A 14,274-nucleotide genomic window follows, 5' to 3' on the forward strand; every position below is an offset into this window, starting at 1 on the left:
AGCCGCATGGGCCGGAGGCATGCCTCGGGCGGGTTGGGCAGGACGCCCAACCCCGGTCTTGCCGTGTGCGCAGGACTGCGCACACGAGCAAGCGGCTGCCAAGCCTACAGGGGCGTACTTGCGGCGTCCCCGCACTCCGACACCGCCCCACCAACCCACGGAATGCCAGCTTTTGCTGCTGCCGTTGCCTTGGCTTGAGGCATCTGCGGGTGCAGGGCGCAGCCCTGCCGAAAAACACACATAAAAAAACAGCAGGCCGGGGCCTGCTGTTTCGGTGTAATGGTGCGCCCGGAGAGATTCGAACTCCCGACCGCCTGGTTCGTAGCCAGGTACTCTATCCAACTGAGCTACGGGCGCCAATTACATAAACTTGTTGTGCTGACTGTGTATGGTGCGCCCGGAGAGATTCGAACTCCCGACCGCCTGGTTCGTAGCCAGGTACTCTATCCAACTGAGCTACGGGCGCGCGGTACACAATCAACGTGTTGCCAAATTTTACTGCATTCCCAGCGGCGGATGCTGGAAACCTGTCGAGTGGTGCGCCCGGAGAGATTCGAACTCCCGACCGCCTGGTTCGTAGCCAGGTACTCTATCCAACTGAGCTACGGGCGCCCTGCGACAGGAGCGGAATTATGCGGATGTCGGCGCGCATCGTCAACAGTTTTGTGAAAATTTTCATCCAACTGAATGAAAAAACTGTCAGCCACGGCGTCCGGGGCCTTCAGCCAGGCGAAATGATCCGCGCGCGTGCCCAGTTCCTGCGCGGACAGCACGCGCAGCTGCGCGTCCACATTCGGCAGCTTCGCCAGCAACGTCTGCATCGATCCGGTCGGTGCCAACCAGTCGTGCTCCATCAGCACCGCCTGCGCGCTGCCATGCACGCGCGCCATCTGCGCATCGAGGTCTTCGTCCATTCCGACTGCGGTGTAGTGATTGTTCAGGCCCACGCGCGCCCAGTCGGCGATCAGTCCGCGCGCTTCGGTGCCACCGAAGCCGAGGCGCCGACCATGCAGCACGCCCTGGCGCTGCGCGATCCACGGCAGGAAGCGGTAGACCAGCGGCAGCAGCCAGCCGCGCGGTGGCGGGAAGCCGCGCCAGAACGGTGAGCCGCTGGCCGCCAGCCACAGCCGGTTGAAATGCTGCGCATTGCGGCCGGCATGCACGCAGGCCAGCTGACCGCCGAGGCTGTGGCCACCGATGATCCAGGGCAGGGCGCCCGCCTCATCATCCGCCGCGGCAAGGACCGCCTGGCTGGCCGGCAGATCCTGTTCGAGTACTTCGCGATAGCCCCAGTCCTGCATGCGCGATGGGCGTAGCGAGCTGCTGCCATTGCCCCGCCACTCATGCAGGTACACCGCCACGCCTTTCGCCGCCAGCGCCAGCGCCAGCGGCAGGTAGTGGCGCGCGGCCACGCCCAGCGCCGGCAGCCACAGCAGGCGCGCGATGGGCTGTGCAGGCACGCACGCGATCACTTCGTAGCGATGGCCATCGTCGCACTGCACGGCAAGGAGGGTCGGTGCCAGGCTCATGCGTGCGGTGCCGCGCCGAAGTGATCGAGCACCAGCACCTCGCTGCGGCCGGGGGCATAGCCCTGCTGCAGGCCGCGTGCAACATAGTCGATGCCGGCTTCGCAGGCGTTGGCCAGGCTCAGGCCGTTGCACAGCTGCGCGGCGATGGCCGAGGCCAGCGTGCAGCCGGTGCCATGTGCATCCAGTGGCAGGCGGGCGTGGATGAATTCTTCGCTGCTGACGCCGTCGAAGTAGCGGTCGATCACACGGTTGCCTTCCTGCAGATGGCCACCTTTCAGCAGCACCGCACCGGCGCCCAGGTCGAGCAGGGCGGAAGCGGCGCGCTCCGCGTCATCGCCGTTGCCGATCTTCCGTCCAACCAGCAGCTCTGCTTCCGGCGTGTTCGGGGTGATCAGCGTGGCCAGCGGGATCAGGCGCTCGCGCATCGCCTGCAGGGCGCTGTCTTCCAGCAGGCGTGCGCCGCTGGTGGCGACCATCACCGGGTCCAGCACCACGTGCGGCGGACGATGGCGCTCCAGGACGTCGGCGACGGTGTTGATCACCTCGGCGTTGGCCAGCATGCCGAGCTTCACCGCGTGGATGTCGAAGTCGTCGAAGCAGGCGTCCAGTTGCGCGCGCAGGAAATCGATCGGCGGCACATGCACTGCGATGACGCCTCGGGTGTTCTGTGCAGTCAGCGCGGCGATCGCGGAGAGGCCGTGCACGCGATGTGCTGCAAACGCCTTCAGGTCGGCCTGGATGCCTGCGCCGCCGCCGGAGTCGGAGCCGGCGATGGTGAGGGCGGAGACGGGAGTGGTCGGGCTCATCCAGCGATTGTGCCGTGGTCCCGCTGGGGAAGGTAGATCCACGCCATGCGTGGATGTCCTTGATTCAATGCCGCCAACGCGCCCATTGCTGGTACAGCACATAGCCCAGCCCGGTCAGGCCGGTCAGCAGGGCCGGGGCGAGCAGGGCGTCGTACTGCCAGCGCATGAACAGCCAGGCACCGATCATGCCGCCGGCGAGGAAGCCGCTGATGATCAGGCCGCTGAGGGTCAGTCGTCGGACCTGCAGCGGCAGTCCGCGCAGCAGGTGGCCCAGGCCGATGCCGAGATCGGTGAACATGCCGCTGAGGTGGGTGGTGCGCACCACCGCGCCGCTGAAGGTGGTGGCCATCGCATTCTGCAGGCCGCAGGCCATGGCGGCGGCCAGTGCGCCCCAGATCTGGTGCCGTTCGAACAGCGGAATGGCCACCAGCAACAATGCCGATTCCAGCGCCAGCGCCACGCCGTAGCGGCGGCCCAGCTGCAGGGTGCTGTCCTGGATCAGCAGGCCGCTGAGCATCGCGCCCAGCGAGAACGCGATCAGCAGGCCCCACAGGTGGCCGACCGCGCGCCAGTCCCCCTGCGCCAGTGCCATGCCGAGCTGGCTGGTACTGCCGGTCATGTGGCTGACCGCCTGGTGCTCGAAACCGAGGAAGCCGACCACGTTGACCATGCCGGCCACGCACGAGAGCGCGACCGCGCCGATCCAGACCCAGGTGGGCAGGCGTATTCCCATCGGCGGGGCCCCTCAGGGCCCGCCGAAGCCGCCGTTGAACTGCAGCTCGCTGAAGGTGTTGCTGGCCGGGTCGAACACCGCGCCCCAGAACTGCGTGCCGCCATCGCAGACGCGGATCGCTTCCCGTGCTGGATTGATGCCGCTGTCGTCGGGTAGATGGAAGGCGTTGATGTAGATCAGCCGCTGGCCGGCGCTTTCGATACCGACGTACTGGCGGTCAAAGTCGAGCACCTTCGGCACCTGGGCTTCCAGCGAAGACAGTTTCGCTTCCAGTTGGTCGACCTGCTGCCGGCTGGGCGCCCAGTAGCCGCTGACCCGCCCGGCCTGGCGGCCGGGGCTGGGCCGCGAGCAGGTGTCGAGCACCTGCGCGGCGATGATCGGGCGGGTGACCACCCAGGACTGGCCGGTACGCTCGGCGGTCGGCACGCTGGCCGGGCCGCGCGTGGTGGTGCAGGCACCCAGGGCGGCTGCGAGCGCGATCGCAGCCGTGGGCAGCAGCAGGCGGGTGCAGCGGTTCACAACACCTCCGAAGCGTAATCGGCCAGGCGCGAGCGTTCGCCACGGCGCAGGGTGATATGCGCACTATGCGGCCAGTTCTTGAAGCGATCCACCGCGTAGGTCAGGCCCGAGGTGGTCTCGGTCAGGTAGGGGGTGTCGATCTGCTCGACGTTGCCCAGGCACACGATCTTGGTGCCTGGGCCGGCACGGGTGATCAGCGTCTTCATCTGCTTCGGGGTGAGGTTCTGTGCCTCGTCCAGGATCAGGTAGCGCGACAGGAACGTGCGGCCACGCATGAAGTTCATCGAACGGATCTTGATGCGGCTGGCAAGCAGGTCGTTGGTAGCCTGGCGCCCCCACGTGCCGCCTTCCTGATTGTGCGTGAGCACCTCCAGGTTGTCGGTCAATGCGCCCATCCACGGCGTCATCTTCTCTTCTTCGGTGCCGGGCAGGAAACCGATGTCCTCGCCGACGCTGACCGTGGCGCGGGTCATGATGATTTCGCGGTAGCGCTGCTGGTCCATCGTCTGCGCCAGGCCGGCGGCCAGCGCCAGCAGGGTCTTGCCGGTACCGGCGGTACCCAGCAGGGTCACGAAGTCGATCTCCGGATCCATCAGCGCGTTGAGCGCGAAGTTCTGCTCGCGGTTGCGTGCACTGATGCCCCACACGGCGTGGCTGCCATGGCGGAAATCATCGACCAGCGACAGCACCACCTTGCCGTCGCCGACCACACGGCTGACGCGCAGCTCGACTTCATCTTCGCCGGGCAGGTACACGTACTGGTTCGGGTACCACTCCTCACCGTCCTGCGCCTGGATCTCGTAATGGGTACGACCCTTGTCGCTCCAGCTGCGCAGGTCATCGCCGTGGCGCTTCCAGAAGTCTTCCGGCAGCTCGGTGGCACCGGTGTAGAGCAGGCTGAAATCGTCCAGCGCGCGGTCGTTCTCGTAGTCCTCGGACACGATGCCGGCGATGGCGGCCTTGATCCGCAGGTTGATGTCCTTGGAAACGAACACCACCGGCAGGTCCGGGGTTTCTTCCTTCAGCGCCAGGATCGCGCCAAGGATGGCGTTGTCCGGGATCACCTTGCCGAAGCTCTTGCCGGCGTCGAAATGGCTGGTCTGGAAGCGCAGCTTGCCGGCGCTCTGCTTGCCGCGCAGCTGCAGCCCATTGGGGCGCTGCAGCGGAATGCCGTCGGCAAGGTTGTCCAGGCCGGAGGCCTGCACCAGCTCGTTGAGGAAGCGGCTCACCTGGCGGGCGTTGCGGCTCGCTTCGGAGGTGCCCTTCTTGCCGTTGTCCAGCTCCTCGATCACCTGCATGGGCAGGTAAACGTCGTGCTCCTCGAATTTGAACAGCGCGGTGGGATCGTGCATCAGCACGTTGGTATCCAGCACGTAGATGCGCTTGCCTCGGGTCATCGTCGATTCCTGGTTACGGACAGGGAAAAACCACCACGGCCTGCTGCGGGGCAGGGTGATGGCAGACACAGTAGGCAGTGGGACTCACTTGGACTGGGAGGCCTTCAGTTCGGCGAGAACGGCATCGGCATGGCCGGCGACCTTGACCTTGCGCCAGGACTGCACGATGCGGCTGTCGGGGGAAATCAGGAAGGTGCTGCGTTCGATGCCACGTACCTGCTTGCCGTACATGTTCTTCATCTTGATCACGTCGAAGGCGGTGCACAGCGCTTCGTCGCCATCGCTGACCAGCGGGAAGCTGAAGCCCTGCTTGGCGCAGAAGTTGTCGTGCGACTTCACCGAATCGCGCGAGACGCCCAGCACGACCGCGCCGGCCTTCTTGAACTTCGGCAGCAGCGCGTTGAAGTCGATGCCCTCGGTGGTGCAGCCCGGGGTGCTGTCCTTGGGGTAGAAGTACAGCACCAGCCAGTGGCCGGCGTAGTCGCCGAGAGTGGCCTGGTCGCCACCGGACAGCGCCAGTGGCAGGGAAAGGGTGGTGCTGTCCAGGGTATCGCCGTTGTTCATGAGGTCCTTCTGTCGAGCCTGGGTTCTTTCCAAGACAATTGCATGAAACGCCACGCGCCCGTGAGAGGCGCGCGAAAAATCAGTAATTCATTCAGAACTTCATCGGGTCCATGATCGCGTCCAGGTTCAGGTGGTCGCAGAACTCAAGGAAATCGTCGCGCAGCGCGGCGATGTGCATGTTGGCCGGCACGCCGATGGTGACCTGTGCACTGAACATCTCCGCACCGGTCTGCATGGCGCGGTAGCGCGTGCTCTGCAGGTTCTCGATGGTGATGCCCTGGCGGTCGAAGAAATCGGCCAGCTGGAACAGGATGCCCGGCTTGTCGGCGGCGATCACTTCAACGATGTACGGCAGCAGGTTGGACTGCGCCTGCTTGGCGGCAGTGCGGTACCAGACCAGCTTCAGGCCTTCCTCGCGTTCCAGCCGGGTCAGCATCGCCTCGAGCTTGGCCACCGAGTCCCAGGAGCCGGTGGCCAGGGCGGTGACCGAGACATCGCGGCCGACCGTGGCCAGGCGTGCGTCCACCAAGTTGCAACCGCTGTCGGCGATGCGGCGGGTGACGGACAGCAGGGGGGACTCCGGATGCGTCGTATAGGCGTTGATCAGGAGGTGGTTTTCGCTCGGCGCGGGGCGCGGGGTGGTGTCGGTCAAGGCGATTCCGGGTAATGCATGCGTTAGTCTGAATGCCCGCCAGAGGCGGGGATCCACCGGTGTCCAGCATACTTGCCCGTGCTTTCGCGCCGCAAGTAACATTCAGGTCGCCCCCAGCCTTTCGTGGCGGGCGTTTCCCTTCCCAGCCAAGAGCAGCACGTCCTTGTCCCTTTCAGGCCTCATCACCGCGCTGGCGACCCCGTTCCGGGCCGACGGCGCCCTCGATCCCGATGGTTGGCAGCGCCTGCTGCACCTGCAACTGGAGGGTGGCGTCCATGGCGTTGTCGTGGCTGGCTCGACCGGCGAAGCGGCGACCCTGACCGATGCCGAGTACGACCTGCTGCTGGCCAGCGCGGTCGAACGCATCGGCGGCCGCATTCCGGTCATGGCCGGCACCGGCCTGTCCGGTACTGCCAAGACCATCGAACAGACCCGTCGTGCCGCTGTCCTTGGCGCCAGCCACGCGTTGGTGGTCACTCCGCCGTACGTGCGGCCGACCCAGGCCGGTCTGATCGCGCACTACCGCGCGGTTGCCGACCAGGGCGGGCTGCCGGTCGTGCTGTACAACGTGCCCGGCCGCACCGGCTGCGACATGCAGCCGGAGACCGTGGCCGAGCTGGCCAGCCATCCCAACATCGTCGGCATCAAGGAAGCGGTGGGCGACACCGGCCGGGTGCAGGCACTGCTGGCGCTGCGCAGCCCGCAGTTCGCGGTGCTCAGTGGTGACGACGGCACCGCCGCGCGTTCGATCCGGGCCGGTATCGATGGCCTGATCTCGGTCGGTTCCAACGTTCTTCCAGGCGCCTATCGCCGGATGTGCGAACTGGCCGCCGCGCAGGACCACGAAGCCACCGAGTCGTGGGATGCGCGCCTGCATCCGTTCCATGATTTCTGTGGCGTCGAACCCAACCCGATCCCGGTCAAGGCGCTGCTGCGCCGCATCGGCATCGGTCATGACCTGCGCCTGCCGCTGCTGCCGCTGTCGGCGGCACATCATCCGGCGGCCGACCATCTTGCCGGCGACATCGCCGCCCTCGAAGCCCTTTCCAGCCACTGACCTTCCGTCTTGGTCTGACCCAGGAGATTCACATGCGTCAATCCGTTTCCACCGTCCGCGTGCTGTCCTGCGCCCTGCTTGCCGTGGCCGTCGCCGCCGGTACCACCGGCTGCTTCAAGCGCGGCGTCAAGGGCGACTACGCTCTGGCCCCGGAAATGCGTCCGCTGGAAGTGCCGCCGGACCTGAACCTGCCCAACGCCACCACCGACAACAAGGTGCCGACACTGGCTTCGGCCACCAAGCCGGCAGCCCCGGTTGCTGCAGCGCCGGCGGCGGGCAACACCGGTTTCACCATTGCCGGTGGCAAGGATGAAGCCTTTGCCAAGGTGGGTACCGCGCTGGAAGGCATTGCGGGCGTGACCATCGCCAGTCGTGCTCAGCTGCTGGGCTCGTACGATGTGGCCTACGAAGGCAGCAACTTCCTGGTTCGCGTGGTCGCTGTTGATGCCGGTGCCTACATCTCCGCGGTCGACCCGCGTGGCCTGCCGGCCACCGCCGAAGCGCCGGTGAAGCTGATCGCCGCGCTGAAGGCGAAGCTGGCCCAGTAAGGACCGGTCGGGTAGAGGCCGACCTTTGTCGGCGCTTCTGTGCCAACCAAGGTTGGCACCTGCCGAAAACAGAAAAGGGCGCCGATGGCGCCCTTTTCCGTTGCCACAGCAGGTGCCTCTCAGCGCTCCAGCAGCTTCAGCTTGTCCGGCTTGCCGTCCCATTCGCCGGCGTCGGCGGGTGGGTCCTTGCGCACGGTCAGCACCGGCCATTCCTTCGCCAGCTCGGCATTGAGGGCGACGAAGCCTTCCTGGCCGGCGGGCACATCGTCCTCCGGGAAGATCGCATTGACCGGGCACTCCGGCTCGCAGAGGGTGCAGTCGATGCACTCATCCGGGTCGATCACCAGGAAGTTCGGGCCTTCGTGGAAGCAATCCACGGGGCACACTTCCACGCAATCGGTGTGTTTGCACTTGATGCAGTTTTCGGTGACGACAAAGGGCATGGGCTGGGGGTGGATCGATTCCTGAACCCGCCAATTCTAGAACAGGTTGGCCCCCGGTGTCGGCGCGGGGCGGAAATCGGGCGTCTGGCAGGCGCGGCCGTGCCGTCATTGGCGGCACGGCAGGGCCTGTGCGACGCTGCGGGGTAACCGGTCCTGATGGCCGGGCTCCCTTCCCAGCAGGATCATCCATGTCCCAAGCCCAGCCCGGTACCGTCTCTCGCGGCGGTGAAAACACGGTGTTCATTGTTCTGGTCAGCTGTGTGGCCACCCTTGGTGGATTCCTGTTCGGCTTCGACAGTGGTGTCATCAATGGCACGGTCGATGGCCTGCGCCAGGCGTTCAACTCCAGCGAGGCAGCGCTCGGTTTTGAAGTCGCGTCGATGCTGCTGGGCTGCGCGATCGGTGCCTTCCTCGCCGGCTGGCTGGGCGATCGCCTGGGCCGTCGCGGTGTGCTGATCGCTTCGGCATTGATGTTCCTGGTCTCGGCGCTGGGCGCCGGCGCCGCTCACGCCTCGTGGCTGTTCATCGCCGCACGCGTGCTCGGCGGCTTCGCGGTGGGTGCGGCCAGTGTGATGTCGCCGGCCTACATCGCCGAAGTTGCCTCGGCGCGGTATCGCGGACGGCTGGCCACAGTGCAGCAGATGGCGATCATCTGCGGCCTGTTCGCCGCCTTCCTCAGCAATTACCTGCTGGCCCGTGCCGCCGGGGCGTCTACCGAGCCGCTATGGCTGGGCCATGAGGCCTGGCGCTGGATGTTCTGGATGCAGGCGCTGCCGTCGGCGCTGTTCCTGCTCTTGTTGCTGGTGATCCCGGAAAGCCCGCGTTTCCTGGTGTTGAAGGGACGGCAGGGGCAGGCGAGGGCGGTGCTGGTGCGGCTGTACGGCGAGGCCGCAGCGACGGCCAAGCAGGCCGAAATCGAAGCCAGCCTGGCCCGGGACCAGCACAAGCCGCGCTTCAGTGATCTGCGCGACACGGTCAGCGGCAGGCTGCGCCCGATCCTGTGGGTGGGCATCGGCCTGGCCATGTTCCAGCAGCTGGTCGGCATCAACGTGGTGTTCTACTACGGCGCGGTGCTGTGGCAGGCGGTGGGCTTCTCTGAAGGCGACGCGCTGCTGATCAATGTGCTGTCCGGCGCGCTGAGCATCGGCGCCTGCCTGCTGACCGTACTGTTGATCGATCGCATCGGGCGCAAGCCGCTGCTGTGGGTCGGCTCAGTCGGCATGTCGGTGGCGCTGGTGCTGATGGTGGTCGCCTTTGCCAGTGGCAGCCTGGCCGACGGCCGCCTGCAGCTGTCCGATGGCATGGGGCGGTTGGCGCTGGTCGCGGCCAACGTCTACGTGGTGTTCTTCAACATGTCCTGGGGCCCGGTGATGTGGGTCATGCTGGGCGAGATGTTCCCCAACCAGATCCGTGGCCCGGCGCTGGCGGTGGCGGGTGCCGCGCAATGGACCTCGAACTTCGCGATCACCGTGACCTTCCCGATGCTGCTGGCCGGCATCGGCCTCGCGGGCGCCTATGGCATCTACACGGTCGCGGCGATCCTCTCGATCTTCTTCGTGGTGCGCTACGTACGCGAGACCAAGGGCAAGGAGCTGGAGCAGATGGAAGGCTGACGGCCGGCCTGTGTGTCTGCGCCTCCTTTCTTCGTGGGGAGGCGGCGGGCCAGCCGATCCAGGACACGTCGCAAGCCCATCCAAGGGGGCTTACGGCGCCAAGGATGGCGCCATGGAGCAGCATGGATGGGCTTTTGCGTGCCCAGGCCAGGGTGGCCCGCCCCCTCCCACGCAGGAACAGGAAGGCGCTGCTGCGACCAGGCCGACCGATGCCAATGCAAACCCCGGAAAACAGAAAAGCCCGCACAAGGCGGGCTTTTTCGGTTCCTGCTGCGGCGACTGGCGCTCCCTAGGGGACTCGAACCCCTGTTTTAGCCTTGAGAGGGCCACGTCCTAACCACTAGACGAAGGGAGCGTAACTGTGTCGCTGCCGAGGCAGGAGCGCTAGTATATGCACCTCGATGCCATTGGGCAATCCCGAAACTTCAACCGGAAGCGCCAACATCATTTCCTCTGCTACATCACCGTTCAGCCTGCGCGTCATCCCGCGCGACCAGCACACGATCTCCCGCAAGGACATCAGCCCTAACGCCCTGCGCGTGCTTTATCGCCTGCGCGATGCCGGCTTCGGCGCCTACCTTGTCGGCGGCGCGGTGCGTGATCTGCTGGTCAATGGCCAACCCAAGGATTTCGACGTGGCCACCGACGCCACGCCCGAGCAGGTCAAGCAGCTGTTCCGCAACTGCCGCCTGATCGGCCGCCGGTTCCGCCTCGCCCACGTTGTCTTCGGCCGCGAGGTCATCGAAGTCGCCACCTTCCGTGCCAACAGCGATGACGGCAGCGGCGACCGCGAGATGGAAAACGGCATGCTCGTGCGCGACAACGTGTACGGCACCATCGAAGACGACGCCATCCGCCGCGACTTCACCTGCAACGCCCTGTACTACGCCATCGAGGACTTCTCGGTGCGCGACTACACCGGTGGCTTCGAGGACGTGCAGGCGCGCCTGATGAAGCTGATCGGTGATCCCGAGCAGCGTTACCGCGAGGATCCGGTGCGCATGCTGCGTGCGGTGCGCCTGGCGGCCAAGCTTGGCTTCCAGATCGAAGAGGGCACCGCCGCGCCGATCCCGCATCTGGCCGGCCTGCTCAACGAAGCTGCGCCGGCACGCCTGTTCGAGGAAGTGCTCAAGCTGTTCCTGTCCGGGCACGGTGTGGCCAGCTTCGAAGGCCTGGAGCGCTACGGCCTGCTCGACGTCCTGTTCCCGGAAAGTGCCAGGGCGCTGAAGGCCAACCGCACCGGCGCGTTGCGCCGCATGCTGGTCGAGGGCCTGGCCAATACCGATGCGCGGGTGGCCAACGACGAACCGGTCTCGCCGGCGTTCCTGTTCGCGCTGCTGCTGTGGCCGGCGTTCTGCCGTGCTCAGGCGACCCTGCTCAAGCAGGGCGTGGCACCGGAAGAAGCGCAGCGCCGCGCCGCCGACCGCGTCACCGTGCAGCAGCTCAGCACCATCGCGCTGCCGCGCCGCTTCTCGCTGCCGATGCAGGAAATCTGGCTGCTGCAGTCGCGCTTCAGTTCGCGCCAGCGCAAGCGCGTGTTCCGCACCCTGACCCATCCGCGCTTCCGCGCCGCGTTCGATTTCCTCAGCCTGCGCCAGGTGGCCTCGTCCGAACACGCCGCCGATGTCGAGTTCTGGCGCGAAGCGCAGGCACAGTCCGGTCGCGAGCTGGAGTCGTCGCTGGATGCGATGCACGGCGAAGATGGCGAAGACGAGAGCGGGGCGCCGCGCAAGCGCCGCCGCCGCCGCCGTCGCCCGGGTGCCCCGGCCGGTGCAACGGGCGAGTAAGCAATGACCCTTGCCTGGATCGGCCTCGGCGCCAACCTCGGCGACGCGGCCGCCACCGTCGGCGCGGCGATTGCCGCGCTCGACGGCCTGCCTTCGACCCGTCTGCACCAGGCGTCGCGCCTGTATGCCACGCCGGCCTGGGGCAATGAAGACCAGCCGCCGTTCGTCAACGCGGTGGCATCGGTCGAAACCACCTTGCAGGCCGATGAGCTGTTGCAGGCCATGCTGGCGTTGGAGCAGCGCTTCGGCCGCGTGCGCGATCCGGCGGTGCACTGGGGCCCGCGCGCGCTGGACCTGGACCTGTTGCTGTATGGCACGCAGGAACTTGACCAGCCCGGGCTGCGGGTGCCGCATCCGTACCTGCACGAGCGTGCCTTCGTGCTGGTGCCGCTGGCTGAAATCGCGCCGGAACTGACAATTCCTGGCCATGGACGCGTGCAGGATGCAGTGATGCGGGTCGATGCCTGCGGGATCGCGCCGATAGGGTGATAATGCCCGGGTTATCTCCCCCGGTTATCAGCACATGAGCACCCACGCAGACAGCAAGCCCTGGACCGTTCCCGCCCTGGCCGAGGCCAAGCGCAATGGCCAGAAGCTGGTCATGTTGACCGCCTACGACGCCGGCTTCGCCCGCACCTTCGATGCCAACGGCGTCGACCTGATCCTGATCGGCGATTCGCTGGGCATGGTGGTGCAGGGCCATGATTCGACCCTGCCGGTGACCGTGGCCGACATGGTCTACCACACCCGCGCCGTGGCCCGCGTGCTGCAGCGTGCGCTGCTGGTGGCCGACCTGCCGTTCGGCGCCGATGCCACCCCGGAGCGCGCGCTGGATGCCTCGCTGCAGCTGCTGCAGGCCGGTGCCGAGATGGTCAAGATCGAAGGTGCCGGCTTCAAGGTCGACATCATCCGCTACCTGGTCGAGCGCGAGATTCCTGTCTGCGCGCATCTGGGCCTGACCCCGCAATCGGTGCTGCGCCTGGGGGGCTTCAAGATCCAGGGCCGTGGCGATGCCGCGCGCCAGCTGGTGGAGGACGCCAGGGCCGTGGCCGCCGCCGGCGCCAGCATCATGGTGCTCGAATGCGTGCCGACCCCGGTCGCCGCCGAAGTGACCGCCGCGGTCGATGTGCCGACCATCGGCATCGGTGCCGGCCCGCAGTGCGATGGCCAGGTGCTGGTGCTGCATGATTTCCTGGGCCTGGACAGCGGCCATCGCCGTCCCAAGTTCGTCAAGGATTTCCTTGCCGAAGGCGGTTCGGTGGCCGGTGCCACCCGCGCCTATGCCGACGCGGTGCGCGACGGCAGCTTCCCCGACGAACAGCACGCCTACGCCCAATGATCCAGACCTTCAACGAACTCGGCGCACTGCGCGAGCAGATCGCCCAGTGGAAGCGCGAGGGCCTGCGCGTGGCGCTGGTGCCGACCATGGGCAACCTGCATGGGGGTCACCATTCGCTGGTGACCCTGGCCCGCCAGTACGCGGACAAGGTGGTAGCGAGCATCTTCGTCAACCCCACCCAGTTCGGCCCCAACGAGGATTTCAGCCGCTACCCGCGCACGCCCGAGGCCGACGTGGCCGGGCTGGAGCAGGTCGGCTGCGATGCCGTGTGGCTACCCAGCGTGGAGGCGATGTATCCGCTGGGCGTGGACAGGACCACGCGCATGCACGCGCCGGGTGTCAGTGAAGTGCTGGAAGGCGCCAGCCGTCCGGGTCACTTCGATGGCGTGTGCACGGTGGTGGCGCGCCTGTTCCTGCAGGTGCAGCCGGACGTGGCCGTATTCGGCCGCAAGGACTACCAGCAGCTTGCCGTGATCAAGCAGATGGTGGCCGAGTTGTCGTTCCCGATCCAGATCGTCGGTGCGGAGATCGTGCGGGACGAGGATGGCCTGGCCAAGAGTTCGCGCAACCAGTACCTGAGCGCCGAACAGCGCCCGGTCGCGACCACCATCCACCGCACGCTGCTGGGCATGCGCGAGGGCTACGTCGCCGGGCAGGCGCGCGAGCGCATCGAGGCCGATGCCACCGCTGCGCTGCAGGCCGCTGGTTTCCAGGTCGACTATGCCGTGCTGCGCACGCCGGAACTGGCCGAGCCGACCTTCGACGGCGGTGGCCGCGTGGCGCTGATTGCCGCGCGCCTGGGCACCACCCGCCTGATCGACAACCTGGAGTTCTGAGCCGCATGCGGCTCCGGGGCGCCCGCATGCGGCGCCTCTCACCATCCCACGGACGGGAGACTGGACATGGTGCCCTCCGCCACTGACGCCGCCCGCCTTGCCCAGGCGTCGGTCTGCAATGCCATTGCCGTGCTGTTGCCGATGGCGCTGATCCTGCAGTCTCAGCAGCGCCTGCGCCGGGTCGGTTTCGTCCTTGTGGGGTTCGGCCTGGGCGGGCTGGCCATGGCGGCCTGCACCTGGCCGGGTGACGACGGCGGCCCGCTGCTGCGCGCCTGCGCTACGTCGACACTTTCGATGTGATCAGCTACGGCCTGTCAGTGCTGGCCGCAGGCGGTTTCGGTGCGGTGGCCGGCTGGGCGTTCCATGCGGTGTTCCGCCTATCGCTGGCAGGCATCGCTGGCCCAGCGCCGCCGGTGCTGCCGGGCGCACGCGCCTGAACGGCCTTCAGCGT

At 66.8% G+C, this 14,274-nt stretch carries 17 protein-coding genes and 4 tRNA genes; 9 read left to right on the forward strand and 12 right to left on the reverse strand.

The features are described from left to right. Window positions 1–280: 280 nt before the first annotated feature. The 10 genes from V3B30_RS16320 to V3B30_RS16365 form a co-directional block, all read right to left on the reverse strand. Window positions 281–357: transfer RNA gene (locus V3B30_RS16320), tRNA-Arg, on the reverse strand. A 32-nt stretch (window positions 358–389) separates the two neighbouring features. After that, window positions 390–466, reverse strand: a tRNA-Arg gene (locus tag V3B30_RS16325). A gap of 69 nt (window positions 467–535) precedes the next feature. After that, window positions 536–612 (reverse strand) — tRNA-Arg (locus V3B30_RS16330). Further along, window positions 603–1,529 carry an alpha/beta fold hydrolase gene (locus V3B30_RS16335; RefSeq protein WP_262083931.1) on the reverse strand — a complete coding sequence of 309 codons (927 nt, stop codon included), beginning with the start codon at window positions 1,527–1,529 and terminating at the stop codon, window positions 603–605. The genes V3B30_RS16330 and V3B30_RS16335 overlap by 10 nt, the downstream gene beginning before the upstream one ends. Continuing rightward, entirely contained in the window at window positions 1,526–2,335 is an 810-nt protein-coding gene (gene thiD, locus V3B30_RS16340; RefSeq protein ID WP_262083930.1) for a bifunctional hydroxymethylpyrimidine kinase/phosphomethylpyrimidine kinase, read from the reverse strand. Before thiD ends, V3B30_RS16335 begins: the two co-directional genes overlap by 4 nt. Window positions 2,336–2,399: 64 nt before the next feature. Then, complete coding sequence (locus tag V3B30_RS16345) at window positions 2,400–3,068, reverse strand: YoaK family protein (RefSeq protein WP_049447181.1); 669 nt, start codon at window positions 3,066–3,068, stop codon at window positions 2,400–2,402. A gap of 12 nt (window positions 3,069–3,080) precedes the next feature. Then, window positions 3,081–3,587, reverse strand: a complete 507-nt coding sequence (locus V3B30_RS16350) for a hypothetical protein (RefSeq protein ID WP_262083929.1) — start codon at window positions 3,585–3,587, stop codon at window positions 3,081–3,083. Further along, complete coding sequence (locus tag V3B30_RS16355) at window positions 3,584–4,984, reverse strand: PhoH family protein (protein WP_014646742.1); 1,401 nt, start codon at window positions 4,982–4,984, stop codon at window positions 3,584–3,586. Before V3B30_RS16355 ends, V3B30_RS16350 begins: the two co-directional genes overlap by 4 nt. Before the next feature lie 84 nt (window positions 4,985–5,068). Further along, the gene (locus tag V3B30_RS16360) at window positions 5,069–5,548 is read right to left on the reverse strand and encodes a peroxiredoxin (RefSeq protein WP_100471945.1); all 480 of its coding nucleotides are present in this window, start codon (window positions 5,546–5,548) and stop codon (window positions 5,069–5,071) included. A 91-nt stretch (window positions 5,549–5,639) separates the two neighbouring features. Then, window positions 5,640–6,200 carry a glycine cleavage system protein R gene (locus V3B30_RS16365; protein ID WP_005409051.1) on the reverse strand — a complete coding sequence of 187 codons (561 nt, stop codon included), beginning with the start codon at window positions 6,198–6,200 and terminating at the stop codon, window positions 5,640–5,642. Between the two features lie 163 nt (window positions 6,201–6,363). On the opposite strand from V3B30_RS16365, the gene dapA reads away from it, so the two are divergent. Together dapA and V3B30_RS16375 are read left to right on the forward strand one after the other, a co-directional pair. Then, complete coding sequence (gene dapA, locus V3B30_RS16370; RefSeq protein ID WP_100471946.1) at window positions 6,364–7,257, forward strand: 4-hydroxy-tetrahydrodipicolinate synthase; 894 nt, start codon at window positions 6,364–6,366, stop codon at window positions 7,255–7,257. 32 nt (window positions 7,258–7,289) lie between these two features. Further along, window positions 7,290–7,805 carry a hypothetical protein gene (locus tag V3B30_RS16375; RefSeq protein WP_100471947.1) on the forward strand — a complete coding sequence of 172 codons (516 nt, stop codon included), beginning with the start codon at window positions 7,290–7,292 and terminating at the stop codon, window positions 7,803–7,805. 119 nt (window positions 7,806–7,924) lie between these two features. Here the strand turns inward: V3B30_RS16375 and fdxA are convergent, their stop codons facing one another. Then, complete coding sequence (fdxA, locus tag V3B30_RS16380) at window positions 7,925–8,248, reverse strand: ferredoxin FdxA (protein ID WP_005409054.1); 324 nt, start codon at window positions 8,246–8,248, stop codon at window positions 7,925–7,927. Window positions 8,249–8,436: 188 nt separating this feature from the next. Here fdxA and V3B30_RS16385 point away from each other — a divergent pair, with 188 nt between their 5' ends. After that, window positions 8,437–9,861, forward strand: a complete 1,425-nt coding sequence (locus tag V3B30_RS16385) for a sugar porter family MFS transporter (RefSeq protein ID WP_100471948.1) — start codon at window positions 8,437–8,439, stop codon at window positions 9,859–9,861. Between the two features lie 280 nt (window positions 9,862–10,141). On the opposite strand, the gene V3B30_RS16390 is transcribed toward V3B30_RS16385, so the two are convergent. Then, window positions 10,142–10,216, reverse strand: a tRNA-Glu gene (locus V3B30_RS16390). Between the two features lie 52 nt (window positions 10,217–10,268). Here V3B30_RS16390 and pcnB point away from each other — a divergent pair. The 6 genes from pcnB to V3B30_RS16420 all read left to right on the forward strand — a co-directional run bounded on the left by pcnB (window position 10,269) and on the right by V3B30_RS16420 (window position 14,260). Beyond that, entirely contained in the window at window positions 10,269–11,648 is a 1,380-nt protein-coding gene (gene pcnB / locus V3B30_RS16395; protein WP_262083952.1) for a polynucleotide adenylyltransferase PcnB, read from the forward strand. 3 nt (window positions 11,649–11,651) lie between these two features. Further along, the gene (folK, locus tag V3B30_RS16400; protein WP_100471950.1) at window positions 11,652–12,137 is read left to right on the forward strand and encodes a 2-amino-4-hydroxy-6-hydroxymethyldihydropteridine diphosphokinase; all 486 of its coding nucleotides are present in this window, start codon (window positions 11,652–11,654) and stop codon (window positions 12,135–12,137) included. A 34-nt stretch (window positions 12,138–12,171) separates the two neighbouring features. Beyond that, window positions 12,172–12,987, forward strand: a complete 816-nt coding sequence (panB, locus tag V3B30_RS16405) for a 3-methyl-2-oxobutanoate hydroxymethyltransferase (RefSeq protein WP_004153072.1) — start codon at window positions 12,172–12,174, stop codon at window positions 12,985–12,987. Continuing rightward, a complete protein-coding gene (gene panC, locus V3B30_RS16410; protein ID WP_087922225.1) occupies window positions 12,984–13,823 on the forward strand; it encodes a pantoate--beta-alanine ligase in 840 nt (279 codons plus the stop codon). The genes panB and panC overlap by 4 nt, the downstream gene beginning before the upstream one ends. Before the next feature lie 66 nt (window positions 13,824–13,889). Beyond that, complete coding sequence (locus tag V3B30_RS16415) at window positions 13,890–14,123, forward strand: hypothetical protein (RefSeq protein ID WP_262083928.1); 234 nt, start codon at window positions 13,890–13,892, stop codon at window positions 14,121–14,123. Further along, entirely contained in the window at window positions 14,120–14,260 is a 141-nt protein-coding gene (locus V3B30_RS16420) for a hypothetical protein (RefSeq protein WP_262083927.1), read from the forward strand. Before V3B30_RS16415 ends, V3B30_RS16420 begins: the two co-directional genes overlap by 4 nt. Window positions 14,261–14,274 lie beyond the last annotated feature (14 nt).

Source organism: Stenotrophomonas sp. SMYL41 (assembly GCF_036319965.1).
GTDB lineage: Bacteria > Pseudomonadota > Gammaproteobacteria > Xanthomonadales > Xanthomonadaceae > Stenotrophomonas > Stenotrophomonas maltophilia_R.

Bases quoted from the DNA above. Each gene is read 5' to 3' on its own strand.
- V3B30_RS16335 (WP_262083931.1), bottom strand. From the start codon at position 1,529: ATGAGCCTGGCACCGACCCTCCTTGCCGTGCAGTGCGACGATGGCCAT.
- thiD (WP_262083930.1), bottom strand. From the start codon at position 2,335: ATGAGCCCGACCACTCCCGTCTCCGCCCTCACCATCGCCGGCTCCGAC.
- V3B30_RS16345 (WP_049447181.1), bottom strand. From the start codon at position 3,068: ATGGGAATACGCCTGCCCACCTGGGTCTGGATCGGCGCGGTCGCGCTC.
- V3B30_RS16355 (WP_014646742.1), bottom strand. From the start codon at position 4,984: ATGACCCGAGGCAAGCGCATCTACGTGCTGGATACCAACGTGCTGATG.
- V3B30_RS16360 (WP_100471945.1), bottom strand. From the start codon at position 5,548: ATGAACAACGGCGATACCCTGGACAGCACCACCCTTTCCCTGCCACTG.
- V3B30_RS16375 (WP_100471947.1), top strand. From the start codon at position 7,290: ATGCGTCAATCCGTTTCCACCGTCCGCGTGCTGTCCTGCGCCCTGCTT.
- fdxA (WP_005409054.1), bottom strand. From the start codon at position 8,248: ATGCCCTTTGTCGTCACCGAAAACTGCATCAAGTGCAAACACACCGAT.
- V3B30_RS16385 (WP_100471948.1), top strand. From the start codon at position 8,437: ATGTCCCAAGCCCAGCCCGGTACCGTCTCTCGCGGCGGTGAAAACACG.
- folK (WP_100471950.1), top strand. From the start codon at position 11,652: ATGACCCTTGCCTGGATCGGCCTCGGCGCCAACCTCGGCGACGCGGCC.
- panB (WP_004153072.1), top strand. From the start codon at position 12,172: ATGAGCACCCACGCAGACAGCAAGCCCTGGACCGTTCCCGCCCTGGCC.
- panC (WP_087922225.1), top strand. From the start codon at position 12,984: ATGATCCAGACCTTCAACGAACTCGGCGCACTGCGCGAGCAGATCGCC.
- V3B30_RS16415 (WP_262083928.1), top strand. From the start codon at position 13,890: ATGGTGCCCTCCGCCACTGACGCCGCCCGCCTTGCCCAGGCGTCGGTC.